General features: G+C 67.9%; 23 protein-coding genes and 1 tRNA gene. 2 read left to right on the top strand and 22 right to left on the bottom strand.

Annotated elements, in window-relative coordinates; translation table 11 throughout:
• The 15 genes from AB4Z01_RS15060 to AB4Z01_RS14990 form a co-directional block, all read right to left on the bottom strand.
• Positions 1-426, bottom strand: coding sequence for a hypothetical protein (locus tag AB4Z01_RS15060; protein WP_441694885.1), 426 nt, complete (start codon positions 424-426; stop codon positions 1-3).
• Entirely contained in the window at positions 410-778 is a 369-nt protein-coding gene (locus AB4Z01_RS15055; protein ID WP_441694884.1) for a GNAT family N-acetyltransferase, read from the bottom strand. The genes AB4Z01_RS15060 and AB4Z01_RS15055 overlap by 17 nt, the downstream gene beginning before the upstream one ends.
• A gap of 59 nt (positions 779-837) precedes the next feature.
• A complete protein-coding gene (locus AB4Z01_RS15050; protein ID WP_441694883.1) occupies positions 838-2,532 on the bottom strand; it encodes a hypothetical protein in 1,695 nt (564 codons plus the stop codon).
• Position 2,533: 1 nt separating this feature from the next.
• On the bottom strand, positions 2,534-3,241 hold the full coding sequence (locus AB4Z01_RS15045) for a hypothetical protein (RefSeq protein WP_441694881.1): 708 nt from the start codon (positions 3,239-3,241) through the stop codon (positions 2,534-2,536).
• Positions 3,242-3,243: 2 nt separating this feature from the next.
• On the bottom strand, positions 3,244-3,471 hold the full coding sequence (locus tag AB4Z01_RS15040) for a hypothetical protein (RefSeq protein ID WP_441694879.1): 228 nt from the start codon (positions 3,469-3,471) through the stop codon (positions 3,244-3,246).
• Entirely contained in the window at positions 3,468-4,067 is a 600-nt protein-coding gene (locus AB4Z01_RS15035; RefSeq protein ID WP_441694878.1) for a hypothetical protein, read from the bottom strand. The genes AB4Z01_RS15040 and AB4Z01_RS15035 overlap by 4 nt, the downstream gene beginning before the upstream one ends.
• A gap of 44 nt (positions 4,068-4,111) precedes the next feature.
• Entirely contained in the window at positions 4,112-4,405 is a 294-nt protein-coding gene (locus tag AB4Z01_RS15030; protein WP_441694876.1) for a hypothetical protein, read from the bottom strand.
• A gap of 4 nt (positions 4,406-4,409) precedes the next feature.
• The gene (locus AB4Z01_RS15025) at positions 4,410-5,369 is read right to left on the bottom strand and encodes a phage major capsid protein (RefSeq protein ID WP_441694874.1); all 960 of its coding nucleotides are present in this window, start codon (positions 5,367-5,369) and stop codon (positions 4,410-4,412) included.
• An 8-nt stretch (positions 5,370-5,377) separates the two neighbouring features.
• A complete protein-coding gene (locus AB4Z01_RS15020) occupies positions 5,378-6,490 on the bottom strand; it encodes a hypothetical protein (RefSeq protein WP_441694872.1) in 1,113 nt (370 codons plus the stop codon).
• Between the two features lie 52 nt (positions 6,491-6,542).
• On the bottom strand, positions 6,543-6,836 hold the full coding sequence (locus AB4Z01_RS15015; RefSeq protein ID WP_441694871.1) for a hypothetical protein: 294 nt from the start codon (positions 6,834-6,836) through the stop codon (positions 6,543-6,545).
• 152 nt (positions 6,837-6,988) lie between these two features.
• On the bottom strand, positions 6,989-8,914 hold the full coding sequence (locus AB4Z01_RS15010) for a hypothetical protein (protein ID WP_441694869.1): 1,926 nt from the start codon (positions 8,912-8,914) through the stop codon (positions 6,989-6,991).
• A 2-nt stretch (positions 8,915-8,916) separates the two neighbouring features.
• Positions 8,917-9,285, bottom strand: coding sequence for a hypothetical protein (locus AB4Z01_RS15005; protein WP_441694868.1), 369 nt, complete (start codon positions 9,283-9,285; stop codon positions 8,917-8,919).
• Positions 9,286-9,307: 22 nt separating this feature from the next.
• Positions 9,308-10,678 carry a hypothetical protein gene (locus tag AB4Z01_RS15000; RefSeq protein WP_441694866.1) on the bottom strand — a complete coding sequence of 457 codons (1,371 nt, stop codon included), beginning with the start codon at positions 10,676-10,678 and terminating at the stop codon, positions 9,308-9,310.
• Complete coding sequence (locus AB4Z01_RS14995; protein WP_441694864.1) at positions 10,656-10,946, bottom strand: hypothetical protein; 291 nt, start codon at positions 10,944-10,946, stop codon at positions 10,656-10,658. The genes AB4Z01_RS15000 and AB4Z01_RS14995 overlap by 23 nt, the downstream gene beginning before the upstream one ends.
• A gap of 34 nt (positions 10,947-10,980) precedes the next feature.
• Complete coding sequence (locus AB4Z01_RS14990) at positions 10,981-11,214, bottom strand: hypothetical protein (protein WP_441694863.1); 234 nt, start codon at positions 11,212-11,214, stop codon at positions 10,981-10,983.
• 59 nt (positions 11,215-11,273) lie between these two features.
• Here AB4Z01_RS14990 and AB4Z01_RS14985 point away from each other — a divergent pair.
• Together AB4Z01_RS14985 and AB4Z01_RS14980 are read left to right on the top strand one after the other, a co-directional pair.
• A tRNA-Glu gene (locus AB4Z01_RS14985) sits at positions 11,274-11,351 on the top strand.
• A 68-nt stretch (positions 11,352-11,419) separates the two neighbouring features.
• Positions 11,420-11,611, top strand: a complete 192-nt coding sequence (locus AB4Z01_RS14980) for a YodC family protein (protein WP_441694861.1) — start codon at positions 11,420-11,422, stop codon at positions 11,609-11,611.
• Positions 11,612-11,742: 131 nt separating this feature from the next.
• On the opposite strand, the gene AB4Z01_RS14975 is transcribed toward AB4Z01_RS14980, so the two are convergent.
• The 7 genes from AB4Z01_RS14975 to AB4Z01_RS14945 are packed head-to-tail and all read right to left on the bottom strand — an operon-like array spanning position 11,743 to position 16,241.
• A complete protein-coding gene (locus AB4Z01_RS14975) occupies positions 11,743-12,351 on the bottom strand; it encodes a hypothetical protein (RefSeq protein WP_441694859.1) in 609 nt (202 codons plus the stop codon).
• Between the two features lie 34 nt (positions 12,352-12,385).
• Entirely contained in the window at positions 12,386-12,832 is a 447-nt protein-coding gene (locus AB4Z01_RS14970) for a hypothetical protein (RefSeq protein WP_441694858.1), read from the bottom strand.
• Positions 12,829-13,752 carry a YdaU family protein gene (locus AB4Z01_RS14965; protein WP_441694856.1) on the bottom strand — a complete coding sequence of 308 codons (924 nt, stop codon included), beginning with the start codon at positions 13,750-13,752 and terminating at the stop codon, positions 12,829-12,831. The genes AB4Z01_RS14970 and AB4Z01_RS14965 overlap by 4 nt, the downstream gene beginning before the upstream one ends.
• Positions 13,752-15,152 (bottom strand): replicative DNA helicase, encoded by a 1,401-nt coding sequence (locus AB4Z01_RS14960; protein WP_441694854.1) that lies wholly within the window; start codon positions 15,150-15,152, stop codon positions 13,752-13,754. Before AB4Z01_RS14960 ends, AB4Z01_RS14965 begins: the two co-directional genes overlap by 1 nt.
• A gap of 2 nt (positions 15,153-15,154) precedes the next feature.
• Entirely contained in the window at positions 15,155-15,538 is a 384-nt protein-coding gene (locus tag AB4Z01_RS14955) for a hypothetical protein (protein ID WP_441694852.1), read from the bottom strand.
• Positions 15,538-15,885, bottom strand: coding sequence for a hypothetical protein (locus tag AB4Z01_RS14950; RefSeq protein WP_441694851.1), 348 nt, complete (start codon positions 15,883-15,885; stop codon positions 15,538-15,540). The genes AB4Z01_RS14955 and AB4Z01_RS14950 overlap by 1 nt, the downstream gene beginning before the upstream one ends.
• Entirely contained in the window at positions 15,882-16,241 is a 360-nt protein-coding gene (locus AB4Z01_RS14945; RefSeq protein ID WP_441694849.1) for a hypothetical protein, read from the bottom strand. Before AB4Z01_RS14945 ends, AB4Z01_RS14950 begins: the two co-directional genes overlap by 4 nt.
• Between the last annotated feature and the right edge of the window lie 378 nt (positions 16,242-16,619).

Below are 16,619 nucleotides of genomic sequence, written 5' to 3'. Positions count from 1 at the left end.
TCAGTGCCCCGACCGAACGCGTTCGAACATCTGCTTCATCGGCGGCGGCTTCGGAGCCACCGCCGGCGCGGGCGGCGCCATGACCTGCGGCTGTGCTGGCGGCGGCATCGCCGCCTGCGCCTGCGCGCTTGGCTGGGCATCGAACACCGAGCCACCGGCCCGAAGCTGGCCCGGATACCGGCTCATCATGGCATCGGTCAGCTTGCCGTATTGCTGCCCATAGCCGCCGTTGAGGGTCGGCATCGCCACGCGGCCCGGCTGCGCCCCGGGCTGGAATCCGCCGCCCCCGCGCGCCATTACGGCCTGCGTCAGCGCATCCATGGTCTCAGGCTGGCCGACGATCGGGTTGAGCTGCGGCATGTTGATGTTGTCGTTGCCGCCACCGCCGCGGCCTGCGCCCCGCAGGATGTCAAGAAACGTTGCCATATCGACCCCTTTCCCACTCCTCGCGCAGCAGCCCAAGGATTACCGCGTCGTCGCGCCCGAAGCCGCGGCGCACCAGGCCTTCGCGCTTGAAGCCGAGGCCCATGCAGAGCCGGATCGACCGGCTATTGCTTGCCATGATGGCCGCCGATACCCGGCCGCAGCCGAGCTGGCGGAACGGGTATCCCAGGATCAGCGACACCCGGTCGCGGCTCAGCCACCGCGCCGTGTCGGCCGCGATGCTGACCTCGATCGAACCGAATTCCGGGATGTAGTTGTGGAACAGCACGCCGGCGACCAGCTGCGCCCCGTCGATCACGCCGATGCCCACGAACGGCACCGGCAGGCGCGGCATGTTCGGCAGCCTGGACTTGACCCACGCCCCGACCGCTTCGTCCGACCCGTAGAGCAGCCTCAAAGCAGCGCCCCGGCCTCGTAGATGACGTCGAACGAGACGATCCGGACGTCGACGCCGGTGATCATGTCGTTCCGCCCGAGCGGCGGCGACACCGTCACGTTCATGGTCGCGGCGAAGGTGTAGCCGAGGCCGAATACCGTGGTCCATTCCAGCCGCACCTGCGGCGAGTCCTCCGCCCAGACCGCCTGGTCCCAGAGCGAGATGTCCCACAGCGGGCCGGTCGGGATGATCGGCGTCAGCACGCCCTGCGGCTCCCGGATGGTGTAGTCGACCGAGACGTCGACCGCCGGCGCGACATTCGCGTCGCCCTGGATCACCGGCCGCAGCAGCTTCATCTGCTTCTGCTGCGGCTTCGGGTCCAGGTAGTTGAAGGCCGTCACCACGCTGGCCGAAAGCCGGTCCGAGCCGACGTCGCTCACGCCGTTGTCCGCCAGCCCTACCTCGCCGTCCCAAGTGCCGAAATAGGCGCGGCCGCCCATCAGCGCCCAGCAGGCCGCGTTCATACCCCGGAACTCGCACCAGGCGCCGGTGATCGTGTTCATCACATACTGGACGCTCTCGGCATTGGCCGCCGTCGGGACATTGACGATCGCCATGGTGCCGACCGGGTAGGAGATGAGCTGCCAGCCCTTCAGCGCGCCGGTCGCCCGCACCGCATCGTTGAACGCGGCCTGGATGTTTTTGGTGATCGCCGCCGTCTGAGCCGACGACCGGTCCAAAGTCAGCGCCTTGGCCAGCGAAATGACGCCGTCCTCGCACGTGATCGCGATATCGGCGCCGACCTTCAGCAGGCACCGGTAGCCGAGCGGCCGGCCGACCTGGAAGGTGCCCTTGATCGCCCAGTTGTTGGCGTCGCTCGGGTTGGTGCCGGCATAGGCCAGGATCTGGCCCTCGGACGTCAGGAAGAAGGCATAGTCGTCGGGGCCGAAGCCGCCGTCGATCGTCCAGGATCCGCCGGCCACCAGCTTGCCACCGGCGGTCATCAGCGGCCCAAGGTCGAACTGCGTCGCCGCGCCCCCGATGGCGTCGGTGTCGAGATACCAGGCCCGGGTCGAATCTCGCTCGATGAACCAAATCCGGCGCTTGTGGGCGAAGATGTTGATCAGCCTGGCGCTGTCCACGCCGGTGATCGCCGGCGCCGTGCTCCAGGCCGAGCCGTTGTAGATCTGCCGCGGCTGCGAGCCGTTGACGGCCATCAGCCAGTTGCCGCCGCTGTTACTGAAGTTCTCCCATTGCCACCAGTCGTCCAGGCTGATGACGCCGGTGAAGACCTTGTTATCGATCGGGTCTGCATCCCAGACCGTTGCCTCCGGCTCGGGAGGCGAATCCCAGCTCGTGGCCGGAGCGAACGAGCCTCCGAACAGATCCCACAGCGTGTCCTGGTCGAAGCTCTGGTTCGTGACGCTCCAGATCTTCCCGCCGCCCACGGCGAACAGCTTCTGCGTCGCCGGGCCGTTCCACACCATCAGCGTGGTGACGGGGCCGCCGATGTCCTGCGCCCACATGACCGAGCCGCGGCGGAGCGCAACGTCGGTCGGATTGGGGAAGTAGTTGACCAGCTTGACGGCGCTGTCGACCGGCATCTTGGCCAGGCTGTCGAGCGCCATCCAGCCCTTGACCGGCGCCGGGATCGTGCCGGCGGTCGAGACGCGCTGCCGGGTCGGGTTGGTGCGAAGAGCCGTCCGCGCCATGTCAGGCCACGGTGATCGTCTGCGACCAGTTGAAGTCCGGAAAGCGGGCCCGGCTGGCGCTCATGTTGATGTCCTTCATGCCGCCGTTCCGGGCCGCCGCCTGCTCGACCTGGCGCTCGTAGGTCGCCATGTCCTCGGCGTAGTCGAGCCCCTTGGTCTGCCGCCAGCGCCAGATGCCGCCGAGCGTCATCAACTCCTCGTCCAGCCGCGCGGTGTCATCGTCGGCCGTCCAGCGGTCGCCATAGGTCACGGGGTCACCGGCGTGAATGCACCAGTTCGCGCTGACGACCTCGCCGCGCACCGTCTGGCCGGCCGCCGGCGCCGGATAGATGTTCAGGTCCTCGCCGATCACGCGCCAGTAGCCCCACAGGCCCGGGCTGACCGGCCGGCTGATGGCCGCGGCCCACTCCTCCGGCGTCAGCGGCCCGAGGACCGGGCGGAACATGTCGATCCGCCACATGGCGCGCCCGGGCGAGAAGCGGTTCATCTCCGCCGGCAGCGCGCCGGGCTGCGGCATGCCGGCGACGGTCGTGAACTCGAACGGCAGGATCAGCCGCGTCCAGTTCGACCGCTTCGCCAGCTCGGCCGCCTCCTTCTGCATGATCCGCTGAAGCTGCCTCACCTGGAGATCCGGGGAGCCGACCACGGCCGAAGGCGGCGTGACGCCGACCTCGAGGGCGACGTCCTGCACGATGGTGAGGAGCGACATGGTCAGGCCTTCTTGGCGCGGCGCTTCGGGGCGGCCGAGCCGTCCGGCGACGTGGCGCTGGTCAGGAAGGCCTCATAGGCTTCGGCGTGCTTCTCGCGGTCCTCGTCCGTCGCCACGCGGGGACCGATCGTGCTGCCGCCGTCGATGACGAAGGCGAACAGCTCGGTTCCGTCCTCCGCCAGGCTGAACTGGGCGCCGACCACCGGCGCTGCGTCTCGATCGCGGTTCATGCTGCCTCCTGCTGCTTTGCCATGACGGCCTCGATCTTGGCCGACAGGTCGCCGAGCTGCTGCTCGAGCTGGGAAATGCGCGCGTCCTTGCGCTCGTTCTCGGCGGCGAGGCGCTGCACCTCCGCCGTGTCCTTGGCCGCAGCGAGGAAGGCCTTGGCCTTCGCCTGCAGCTCGCGGGCGCCGATCCCGATCTTGGAGAGGTTGCCGTCCGACAGGTCGGCGATGTCCTCGACGGTGTGGATCTGCAGCGCCGTCAGGTCGGCCGCCAGCCGCGCGTCGATCGCGCCCCATGCCCTCAGGGGCGTGCCGGTGAGCGTGCCGGCCGCGCCGCCGTTCTTGAACACGGCGACGTGATCCGCGAAGCGCTTCGACCAGTCGGACGGGTTGTCGCCGTCCGGGATCACCTTGCCGTCCGGCAGGTGGCGCTCGACGATGCGGCTGACCTCATCCCGGCTGCCCGGGACGATGATGTAGCCGACCAGAACGCGGTCATGGATGGGCCGGCCTTCGGCCTCGGATGCGCCATCGTTGACGCGCGTCTGCCACTCCAGGCGCAGCCATAGGCCGTCGCTGGTCTTGAACAGGGGTTGGTCCATAGGGCCTCAGAGAAGAGGGGCGGCCCGAAGACCGCCCCGGTTGATCAGGTCACGGCGGTGCCGATCGCCCAGAAATACTGGCCGGTGGTCACGGCCTGGCCAGCCTTGGTGCTGTAGCTGCCGGCGCCGGCCGCAGCCGACCCGGTGCCCGCGGTGACGATGATCGCCGTCGCCGCAGCGATGTTGGCGCTCGCCTTCGCCAGGATGTAGTTCAGGCCATCCGAACCCACGACCTTGGTCGCCGGCTGGATGCCCCCGAAGTCGGCGAGCACGGTGGACGGGGTCTGCAGGACGTCGATCCCGAGACCCGGCTCGATGGTGTAGACGGTGTGCGCCATGGTCTTACGCCTTCCACAGGATGCCCTGGAGCATGGCATTGCTCAGGGTCATGTTGCCGGCCCAGAGGATCATCTGGACCGTTGCGTCCTGGTTGATCGACCGGACGTCATCCATCGGCACCATGTTTGTGGCGCTGTGCGGCCGGTAGAAGATGTAGTCCGTGTTCAGGAAGTACATCGTGTTGGCCGGGCAGCCGCCACCGATGCCGCCGTCGAAGACGATCGGCATGCCGACGAACTCCAGGTTCTTCCACCCGGCGTTCGCGGTTTCGGTGTTGGTGATGCGCTGGATCGGGTTCAGCGACTGCCAGTAGGCCATGTAGGCGTTGTTGTCGGCGATGCCCAGGTCCGGCTGGTCCCGGCCGCGCGAGCAGGACAGATAGAGCTGCTGCATCTTCGGCTGGATGGTGGCGCTGGTCATCGTCGCGTCCTGAACCTGCTGGTTGCGCCAGAAGGTCCAGGTCGCCCGGTTGACGCCGCCCACGGTGCCGGTGGTCGGATCCTTGGGAACGAGCAGCTGCAGGCCGCCCATCTCCTTGCCGCCCGTGCCGGTGCCGTCCGCGTAGCAGCCGAGCGCGATGTTGTTCTTCATCGTGCGCTCGGCGTTCTTGATGCGGGCGCCGAGCAGCTCGATGATCTGCTCCTTGCCGGCGTTCTGGATGCGGCCTTCCAGGCCGGAGATGGTCACCGCCACGGCGCCCTGCTTCCAGTCGAACTCAGCCGCCGTGAACACGTCGGAGGGCGAGACGTCGAGCAGCTGGTAGCCGCTGTAGTACTGGAACGTCGAGTTCTCGGCGTATTCCAGCTCCTGCACCAGCGTGCGACCGCCGGCGGCAGGCTTGGCGTTGCCCTTGGCCGCGAGCTTGGCCAGGAGGGCGTTGTTCTTGGTGACGTTGTCGGCCAGCTTTCCGGAGCGATTCCGGAGGGTGGTCGTGACGATTTCCGTCAGGTTCGGGGAAGCCATGGGCTACCTCACAGTCGGCCGCCTGCTTCGGCATATGCCGCTCGCAGGTCGTCCTCGATTGAACCAGAAGAGGCGACGCCCAGGCTCGCTGAGCCTGCGACTGGCGCCCCGGCGAGGCTCCCTCCGGCCCGCCGCGCATTGGCGGCGACCTCCGCGGCCTTGCGCTGGGTCTCAGCCTGTGCCGCCTGCTGCTGCTCGCTGATGAGGCGCTGGCGGATATCAGGATGGGTCCAGCATGCCTGGTCGTAGGCGTCCTGCAGATCCTTCGCCATGCCACTCTGGATCCTGACGGCCATGTCGTCCTTCAGGTTCTCGAAGTAGATGTTCTTGGGATCGGCGGCGAACGCCTGGATCTCAGACATGGCCGATGAACGCTGATGTTCGACGGCCTGTTGCTGCTGCGTGGTGAAGTGGCCCTTGAGAGCGTTGATCTCCTGCACGAGCGGCTGGAGGTACTGCGCCAGCGGGTTGGGTTGATGTCCTCCCGGCTGGCCGTTGCCCTGCTGCTGTGCGAACTGCCTCAGATCGACCCCGTAGGATCGTGCAAGCCACGCGATGCCGTTGACGGGATCGCGGTCCAAGACTGCCTGCGCGTCGAAAAGCTGCTTGATGGCCAGCGCCGGCGAGACGCCTGCCATTGCCATCTTGCCGGCATACGGCTCGATGGCCTTGTCGATGCCCTTGTACTCCGCGAGCTTGGCGAGGCCCTGATCGACCTCCTGCTCGCGCCTGGCGACGGCCTCCTGCACATCCTTGGGCAGGCCGGCGTACAGCGCCTTCGCGGCGATCGACCAACCCGGGGGCGGCCGGAGCGCACCAGCGGCATCGGCCGGCGGCGTCAGACCTGGCGCCTGCTGCTGGTCCGGCGCCTTCAGCCCCTGCGGCGCGGCCGGGGCCTGCTGCTGACCGTCCAGCGGCTTGGCATCGGCCGGCTTCTGCGCGAACCGCCCCTGCTCGTCGCGTGCCTTGCCATCCTGCGGCGCCGCGGCGGGGTCGATCGGCGCCGGCAGCTCGGCCGGAGCGCCAGCGTCGACGACCGGCGTGTCGAACGCGGCGGCCAGATCGGCATGGATGTCGTCGGCAACGCCCGCATCCGGGGCGCCGTTGGTCAGGTCGGCCATGTGTCCTTCGGGGTTGCGCGACCGCGGTTGATGTCCGCGCCGCTAGGTGGGCTCAGGCGCCCAATTCCTCCAAGGCCCGCACGATGTCGGGCTCGATCGCCGGCATCTCCGGCGGCCGGCTATCGGGCAGATGCTCGTTGCCCACGATCTCGCAGCCCGCAGCCCGCACCGCGCGCTCATAGGCCCGCTTGTCGCTGTAGCGCTTGCCGTCCGCGTGGTTCAGGACGTTGTCCAGAGACCCGCCGATGACCGCCGGGCCGCGGCCGAACTGGACGTTGCGCACCAGGCGCTCGCTCGGCGGCACCCACTCCTTGCGCACCGGGTGCCAGATCAGGCGGCGCCTCATTGCGGGCGCCGCTCTGGATGCGCGGCACACCAAGCATCCCACTTCTCTACCGCCTGCCGCGCGTCTTCATTCAACGGCTTCGCCGCGGCGGCGGCTTCGCCTTCTGGCATTGGCGCCGGCGGCTGTGCTGGTCCTGAACGCATGTCGCTCTCCTACTGAATCGGGCCGCGGGCCTGCGGCGGAGGCTGCGAGGCCTTGATCGCGGCGTCCATCTGCTGCCCCTGCTGCTTGATCTGCATCTCGCCCATCAGTTTCTCGCGCTGAAGCTGGATGTCGGCGTGCGTCTTCTGCTGCTCCATGCCCATGCGCTGCTTGTCGGCCTCGAGCTCGCCCTGGACCTTCACCATGTTCGGGTCAGGCGGCGGCGGCTTTGGCTGCATCGCCTGCTGCGCCATCTCGCCCATGGTCTTCTCGATCACGTCCTCGAGGCTGCGGCCGGCGCGGAACTTGCGAACCACGAACATCAGCATCTCGCCGAGCATCGGCATCATCTGCGGTGCGGCCTGGACCGCCGGCATCGCCTGCTCCAGGAACTGGCCGACCATGCCGACGAACTCGGTCGCGCCCTGCTTCTCTTCCTGCTCGTTCGGCTCGATGGTCGAATCCGTCTCGATGTCGACCCGGAAGCACCGGACCATGTTGTCCCGCAGGAGCTTCATCACCTCCGGCGTCACCTGCAGGCCGGTCATCTGCTGCAGCGTCTCGGGCTGGAACACCTCCGCCATCACCTCCGCCATCAGCCGGACGGCGTCACGGGCGAAGCGGGCGACCTCCTTCTGCCGGTCGCGGATGCGGAGGCTGCCCCACTGGCTCTTGATGTTCTGCGCCGTGGCCGTCTCGCTGGCCTGGCTGACGCCCCGCAGGATGTCGCTGATGCCGGTGATCTGGTAAATGTCGTCGATCAGCGCCTTGCGGGCCTCGATGCAGCCCTGCAGCACCTTGATCACCACGTCGATGGGCAGCCACTCGATCACGCCCTTGATGCCGCCGCGCTCGGCGAACGCGGTCCACTGGTCGATCGGGATGAGGATGTTGTCGGTGGTCGGGTCCAGCAGCCGTTCGATGGCGTTGCTGCCCTTGTCATCAGCCGGGTAGACGCCGGCGAGCTTCAGCATGTCGCCCAGCTTGCCGATCCGCTCGGTGAGCTTGTCGATCTCCTCCGCCTGGTCCTGGTAGTAGACGTAGTCGGGCGTCGGGATGAGCTTCTTGGTGGTCTTGGACGAGTAGACCGGCCGCGGGCACGGGAAGAAGCCGTCGAAGTTGAGGAACGGATCCTCGACGCTGATGGGCTCCTGCATGCCTCGCGAGATGAAGTAGACCTTGCGGTCCCGCTTCGACCAGATCTCGTAGACCGTGGCCTTGGCGGCCGTGCCCAGCGCGCCGGACGAGTCCGACTGGCCCTCCGCCACCGGCTTGTGGTCGAGCGGCACCTTCGACGCCATCTTCGGGAAGCGGCGCTTCAGCTCCTCCGCGGTCAGGTAGGACCGGCGCCAGACGCCCCACACCTCGCGCCAGGTCCGCGCCACGGTGTGGCCGAAGTCGCGCCAATCGACGTATTCGGCGATGACGCGCTCATAGTCCAACTGCTCGAACGGCTCGGGCTGCTCGCCGGTCATCGGGTCGGGCGGCAGCGTGACCGTCTTCATCGACGGCTCGTACCGCACCCACAGCGTGCCACGGCCCGGCAGCAGCAGATCCTGCACCACGTCCTGCAGCGTGCCGTCGAAGTCGTTCGCGTCGAGCGAGTAGTTCAGCCCGCGCTCCAGGATCTCCGACGCGGCCTTGGCAGTCTGGTCATTGTCCTTGTAGCGCCGGCTCGCCGTGGCCTGCGGCGTGCGGGCATAGAGCGCCGGGCGGATCGTCTCGACGTTGCTCCAGAGGATGGCGAACTTGCGCGTGTCCTTCGGCTGGTCGCCGGCCTCGTTGCCCTGGTCGCGGTAGATGCGGTCGACGCTCTTGCCGCGCTTGGTCCAGCCCTGCATGGCGCGGTCGTAGGCGTCGATCTCCCGCACCCAGCGCGCAACGGTGCTGTCCGGCGCGGCGGCCTTCCCTGTGTCCTGCCGCACCGTGTCAGCCATGGTCAGCCCACCGAGCCGCGGAAGGCGTCAGCGACAGCCTCGATATGGCGCAGCGTGCCCTCCAGCGAGTCCAGGGCCGACTGCAGCTCTTCGATGCGGCCGGGGGCGCCGGGGGCGCAGGTGGCACTCGCGCAAGCGCCGGCATTCGTGCCGGGGAGGGAGGCGCGGCTGCCCGTCAGCACGGCGAGGCTCGCATCCAGACCATCGGCAATGTGCGCCGACCGCATGGCCAGATTGCGCACCCGTGCCAGCAACACATCGAGCGGGGTCTGCGGCTTGGCCGCGGCCACATCGGACGCAGTGCCGAAGATCTGGCCGGGGAAGCCGCCGTCGACGCGGCCGGTATAGGTCTGGTTGGACAGCCCTTGCATCTCGTCTCTCCGTTGCAGTTGCTCAGATCCGCGCGTTCTTCGGCCGCTGGACGCGCTTCAGCGCCTCGGCGAAGGTCATGTCTCGAATGCCGCGCAGAGGCGGCGGAGGCGGCGGGACCGGCTTCGGCGCTTCCTCGCGCCAAGCCATCGCCATCGCCCGGAAGGCGTCGGCGCCGTGGCTCGCCCAATCGTGCAGCGGCCGTTCCGAGAACACCTTCTTGTCGTCGTCCCACTCGGCCCGGTACTGCCGCAGACACTCGATGCCCTGCTCGCATTTCTCGGCATCGAACCAGCACCGCGGCAGCGTCTGGCGCGCGGCGTTGATGCCGTCCATGACCTTGTGGTCGGGCACCAGGCGCGGGTTGAAGCCCATCAGCTTCATTGTCTCGACCCGGGTCCGCCCCGTGCCCAGCTCCCGGACCCGAGCGTCATGCGGCACCCAGTCGGTGCCGTAGCTGTAGCCCTTGTCGCGCTTCACCTGGGCGTAGTGCTCGAAGCCGTGGCCGTTGGCCTCGTAGTAGTCGACGATCCGGACCTGGGGCCCGATGATCTGGAAGAACCAGAGCGCCATCGCATCGTCGATGCCGAGATCCCAGGCCGTGTGGACCGGGTAGCCCTCCTCGACCGGCACCTGGGTGATGCGGCCGGCGCGCTCGGCGGTGGCAATCTCCTTGCCCCAATAGGCGCCCAGGATCGCCGCCTCGAACGAGCACCAGTATTCCTGCTCGATCAGCGCATCGCCGGCGTCGGCGCCGTAGAGCGAGTGATAGTCCTTCCGCTGCTCCTCGACCGTCTCCAGTGAGATCGCCTTGGTGTCGTCGACCGTGAGCACCTGCGTGAACCAGCGCTTGTCGGCCCGCGCCATGTCCAGCATCGACTTCACGTGGTTCCTGCCGCGCGGCGTCGTGATGAACGTCGCCCAGCCGCCGTTCTCGGCCAGGATCGGCGCGAGGTAGGCCCAAGCGCTGGGATTGGCCAGGGCCCATTCCGATGCCACCACACCGGCCGGCGGCGTGCCGACCAGGCTATTGTACCGATCCGACCCGACCACCTGCCACGTCGCCCCGGACTTGAACCGGATGAACATCTCGTGGTCGTTGGTGTTCGCCCGCAGCTCCAGCGGGAACGCTTCGTCGATGCGCCGGCGCCCCGTGTGCGGGTTGACCGCCGTCCAGATCGCCTTCCGGGCCTGGGCGTACTCCGGCAGCATGTGCCAGTAGGTCGCCGGCCTGAGATGCGCGGCCACCGCGGCCTTGTGCAGCGCGACGTCGTCCTTGCCGGCCCGGCGGTGCCAGATCAGCAGCTCGCGCTTGCAGCCCTGCTCCCATGCCTCCCAGGACGGGCGCTGGTACCAGCGCGGCGTCCAGCCGTTAGGCAGCGTTATCGCCGCCACTGAACCTCACGATGTTGACCTGCAGCGGGCCGCCGTCCTCGCCGGTGTGCTCCAGCTGCTGCTTCGGCTTGCCGTCGAGCCGATCGCCGATTTCCTTGATCGCGGAGACGTCGCCAGCAAGACCCGCGGTCACAAGCTGGTCCGCCAGCATGTCCAGGGCCTGCGGGTTCCCCTCGCCGCCCATGCGTCGCTTCACGGCACGATGGATCGCATCGCGCCAGATCTTGTCCTGCTTCACGCCCCCGCCGGGGTTCTTCCTGGCGGGCATGTCAGTTCCTAACCGGTTGATGGGTTGGGACGGTTCAGATGTCGGGCGCGTCGAGATAGCGCCAGTGGGTCGGCGTGATCGTCTGCACGCTCCAGGTCCGCGTCGTCTCGGTCCGCAGCTCCATGGCGGTGGGCGAGACCTGCTCCCACCACTCCCGGACGGACTCGATCACGAAGCCGATCTCGTGGTCCTTCGCGCCGCTCGGCGTGTTGCCGTAGACCAGGACGCGGGTTGCTGCCGGCGGCGGGCTGTCGACGGTCTGGTACATGCCAACCTCCGGGGACCAATGCCAACGCCGTTGACTCAAGCGACGGCCTGGGACAATGCTCGATTGGCGTCGTCTAATGGTAGGACGCCTGCCTTTCAAGCAGGACAATGTTGGTTCGAATCCAGCCGCCCGAGCCACTATGGCCCGGGGAGGGCTACAGCAATGTAGTCCTCCCAACTAAATTGATTCATCTGAGGAGTTTTGAATGCCAGATCAGATTGTTGAAGGTGATGTTGTGGTGTTGAAGTCTGGCGGTCCACTAATGACTGTAGAACACATCGGAACATCAAGCGGCAAGCCCTTCGCGAACTGCGCATGGTTCGAGGGCAAGAAGAACCATCGTGAGGCTTTTGGGCTATCAGTCCTTCGTAAAGCGACGCCGGAAGACGAGAGCTAGCGACCTCCGCGAGGCACAACGAAAAGCCCGCCTCGGTCTCCCGGGGCGGGCTTCTTCGGGCGCACGACGTCACCCTGCATATCGGTAATGGACCACATCTCAGGCGAGAGCGCAAGGCTCACCTGCGATGTCTACGCCGCCTCCTTCATTGCCTCCGCCGCGGCCCGCCCCGCCGCCTTGATCCTCGGCGCCGCCCGCACGAGCGCGTCCAGGGCATCCCGGATCAGCGCGGCCGCCGCGATGGCCTTAGGCATCAGCGCATCCACATCGGCCGCCGGATCCGGGCAGGCCAGCGAGAGCGCGATGCGGCAGCGGAAGTCGAGCCGGCCGAGCGCGTCGAGCGTCTCACGGTACTGCGCCATGGTCCGGGCGAAGCCCTCGGCGTCGTCGGCCGAGAGCGAACGCCCCTGCGGCTTCTGCGCCATGCCGCGCGGCGCCGCGATCTGGCGGCCGACGCGCTCCATCAGGTCGCCGTAGTCGAGCCCGGCGAGGTAGCGGCCGGTCGCGAGCCCGGGCGCCTCGTGCTCGTTGATGGCCAGTGCGCCGCGGCGGTAGAGCGCGCCGAGCACCGTCCCGCCAAGCTGATCGCGCCAGGCGTCACCGTCCCCGCCGGTGGCGCTGGCCCGCCTCGCCGCAAGCTCCGGCGTGACGGCCTCGACCTGCTGCCGCACGACCTGGCCGCCGGGATGCCGGGGCTTGATCGACCGCGGGCGCCCTGCCCTTCTCCGATGCTTCGGCATCACGCACTCCCCAGTTTGCATTGAAGCATCCGAATCAGTCCTCGACCGGGAGCGCGCCGTGGACCTTGAGCAACGTGATCGCCCAGCGCTGCCCGTTGATCTTCGCGAACTCCGCGAGCGCCTCGATCTCGACCTCTCGCGACTGGAAGCGGTCGACCGTCGCCATCCAGAGGAAAATCCCCATCGGCGTGTTCAGCGGGTCGCCATCGAGCCAGGAAGCATCGCAGACGCCGCGGGAGCAGGCGAAGCGGTACGGGTCGTTGTTCTCGCGATCCTGCTGCCGGCAGACGGCCGCGTCGGTTACGCCATCGCCCTGGCGGCGGTTCCACAGGATCATCGCCTTGGCCACGGGGATCGTCCCGAACGTGCTCGGATCGACAGGGGGCGGCCCGCCCGCCCCCGAGCGGGCCGCGTTCCTCTGCGCCTCGCCCCAGCTCATCAGCCGGAACGGGCCTCTGGTGACGCCTTCCATGTCGCTCATGCTGCCTCCTTCAGATATTCCCTGGCGACCCGCTCGGCCTCCTCCGGGCCGATGCGTGCCGCCGCAAAGAGTGCGCCTATCGCTCGCTTGGCCGCCTCGCGCTCCTCTGGCGTCCCGCGGTATCCGCTCGATCGCTGCAGGGCCAAGTCGCTGGCCTGCTTGACGATGGGAATCTGCAGCGCCGGTGGGCTGTCCGCGGGCGGACCGGAGCGGCCATCTGCCGGGTCGTACTCCACCGTCCACCGGTCATCGTTCAGCCAGGCGGCCATGCCCTTGACGAAGCCCCTGGCGACCTCGTCGCTGCCGACGTACCGCCGGATCCCGTCGAGGATCGTTTCCGGACCAAGGCCGTCGTGCCGCCTCAGCGCCGACTTCCACGCAACCGCCGCCCTCTCCCGCGATCCCTTCCGCTTCRGCGGGAATGCCTCCCAGCCCTCATCGAACCGGTCGTCTGCCCTTGGGGGTAAGGGGGTACTCTTAATAGGTGAAGGTGGTGGGCATTCCTCAAGCATTGCTTGGGAGATGCTTGGAGCATTGCTCGACGCAGTGCTTGGAGCAGTGCGTGAAGCATTCCATCGAGCATTCGCCGCGGCGCTAGCGCGTTGAGAATTCTTGATTTTCTTCCCGCTGGCGCTCTCCAGCTCGGCTTCGACGCGTCGATGCACCAACTTGCCGTCGCGGTGCTCGAAGAATGCTACCAGCATGCTACGAGCATCGGCCCATTCGGCGTCGCTCATCCGGGCGATTCTGGCCAGGCGGCGATCGTCATTCGGCAGCGGCTCGCCGGTGGTCCAGTAGTGGGCGATCAGCAGCAGATAGGCGCCGTGCTCCGCCGCCGTCAGATGCCCGGTGTCGCGCAGATAGTCGCCCCAATACATAGGCATCCAGGCCGACACGCTGCCCCCGTCGCGAGCCCCCATCAGCGCCTCCAATCAAGATCGGTGAAGCGCTGGCGCTCGCCATCCCAATGCGACCGCACGGTGCATTCGCGCCCGTGCCGGTTCTTGGCGACGATCAGCTCGGCGATGCCCTGGACCTCGCGCAGCTGCTCCTCGTAGGCCGCCCGCCGCGCCCCGAACTTTCCGAAGTCCTCTCCCTCGCGTCGTTCCGGCTCGCGCAAGTAGTACTCGGGCCGGTAGATGAACACGATCTGGTCCGCGTCCTGCTCGATCGACCCGGACTCCCGCAGGTCGCTTTTCAGCGGGCGCTTGTCGTCCCGCTCCTCGACCTTCCGCGAGAGCTGCGACAGGGCGATGATCGGCACGTCGAGATCCTTGGCCGCCAGTTTCAGGTCGCGAGTGATGCGGCTCACCTCCTCGACCCGGTTCCGGTTGTCGCCGCCGACCAGGAGCTGGATGTAGTCGACCACAATCAGCGCCAGGCCGCGGCGGCGCTGCAGGCGCCGGGCGCTCGCTACCATCGAGGCGACGGTCTTGTGCCGGCCGTCATCGATCTCCATCGGGAGTTCGGCGATGTCGGCCCCGACGGAGCAGATACGGCGCCAATCCTCAGGCGTGAGCGGGCCGCTCTGCTGCCGGTCGATCGGAATCCCGGTGCGGGCGGCGATGATCCGCTGCCCGACCTGCTCCCGCGACATCTCGTGGCTGTAGACGGCAACGAAGCCGCCGGCGCGTGCAGTCGCCTCGGCGGTGTTGATGGCCAGCGCGCTCTTTCCCATGCCAGGGCGGGCCGCATAGACGATCAGGTTGCCGTTCCTGGCGCCGCCCAGCGCCTTGTCGAGATCGCCCACGCCGGTTGGCTTACCCGCGATTGCCGCATCGCCGCGCATGACAGCTTCGATCTGCTGCATGGTCGAGCGCATCACCAGGCCCATGTCGCGCAGACCCTTGTCGCCGCCGCCGCGCTGCTCGATGTCCGCGAGCGCGGCTTCAGTCTCTCGCAGGACGCTCGCGGCCTCGGGCGCCGCGACGGCTTGGTGCGCGAGCCGCTGCGAGACGGTCACAAGGCTGCGACGCATCGAAGTGTCGGCGATCTTGCGGGCATAGCCGATCAGCGTTCTGAGATCCGTGGCGGCCACGCTGCCCCGCATGGCGCCGATCGCGTTCTGCCACTCTTGGGCCCGGTCGCTGACGCCCATGAGGGTGATCAGGTCCGCCGTCGTCACCGGCGTGCCGCGGCTGTCGATCTCGATCAGCGCGCGAAACAGTACCCCATAGCCTTCGTCATGGAAGTCTTCTGGTCGCACGACGTCGGCGCATTCGGCCACGCGGCTCGGCGCCTGCAGCAGGCCCTCGAGCAGCCATTGCTCGGCCTCGATATCTTGCGGTGCACCATCCGGGCGAAACGGGATGACGGTCAATCTCAGAGCCTCCGCAGGCCAAGGACAAAGAGCAATGTGTTGGCTTGGTTCCGGTTCATCTCGCCGGAGGAATAGGCATCGACGATCGCTTGCCGGGCGGCTCGCGGCCCGGCCTCGGCGTTGAGGGTGTAGATCTCGAGTGCCTTGGGGTCCGTCGGCGGCGTCGTTTCGGCGATCGCGGCCAGCCGCCGTTCCAGTTCCTCTGGCGTGGTGGCCGCCCCCTCGATCGCGAACGGATCGGCCGCTGTGTCGGGAGGCAGGTTGTCGGGATCGCTCCAGGCTTCATGGTCGAGCGGCCAGCCCATGATCTTTGCGATCTCGATCATGGCGCGCCGCTGGATCTCGGCGAGACTTAACGGCTCGTCGGGAGGCTGCTGGGGGGCCATCAGTGCAGCACCCGCAACAGCGGCTCGGCATCGGTGGACGAGACCAAGCCCACCTCGACCGCATCGAGAACGAAGCGGCGCCGCTCCGCTGCCGGCAGATGTTCCAGTGCCAGGCGCAGCCAAGCCGTGCGCGGCGTCTCCCCTGGCGCCGGATGCCGCGTCGCATGCTCGAGCCGCTCCTTGAAGCTTCCGTCCCCGCTCGTCGCCGTGATCACCCGCGCGAGGGCATTGCCGACGTGCTCGAAGCCGCCGGCTCCGGATCGGGCGGAGTCCCCGCCTGAACTCAGGACCTCTCCCTTACCAAGGGAGTGCTCCTCGGGCGGATCGTCAACGTCGGGCGGCGTCATCGGGCGGCCCCTTCGACGTCGCCGCTGCTCGGCGCCGGCGCTCGGAGCGAAGGAGGGAGCAAACGCGCCAGGCGCGGGAAATCGCGAGCAAAACGCTCCCGATCAGCCTCATAGGCAGACTCCATGTCCTCTAGCCGGCGCTGGGAAAGGTCCGCGGCGCTGATGATCGCGAAGTACTCGTCGACCCGCGGCCGCTCGACCTGGCGGTACCAATAGGCCCGGGCCCGGGCTACGGAGATGCCGGCCGTGCGTGCCGCGCGCGAGAGCCAGGACGGAACCGGCTCGTTCGCTCGGATCGGCGCCGCGATCACGGGCAGGCAAGATCGAACCTCCTCAGCGAAAGCGTCCGCTGTCATCGGGGGCTCCTGGTTTCGGGATTTCCTGAAAGAACTTTTCGAGATTTCCAACGCCGTTCCGCTCCATCGTCAGGGGATGGAGACGTTGGTCATTCACAGGTCGATCGAAGGCGGCGCGGGAGCTGGTACCTCCCGCGCGCCGCTCCTGGTCGGATGGCGGTGCTCCGCAGAGATCCCCGATGTCGAGATCGGGAGCGTGCTCGAGGTGGCCTCCCCAGGCCCGGCACTCTCCCGGTGCGGCCGGGGTCGGACAGGATGGGTCCGACCCCGGCGCAAGGCGGACGATGGAGCGCGAGCGATGCCGAGCCCGATGCGGAAGATTGCCGAAACCCTCCGGCGCCTCTGCGCCGGATTCACCGCTCTGCCGCCGCGCTGGAA

This window comes from Inquilinus sp. YAF38 (genome assembly GCF_052113205.1).
Taxonomy (GTDB): domain Bacteria; phylum Pseudomonadota; class Alphaproteobacteria; order DSM-16000; family Inquilinaceae; genus Inquilinus.
The sequence above is the reverse complement of the archived record's forward strand: the minus strand, read 5'-3'. Positions and strand labels throughout refer to the sequence as shown.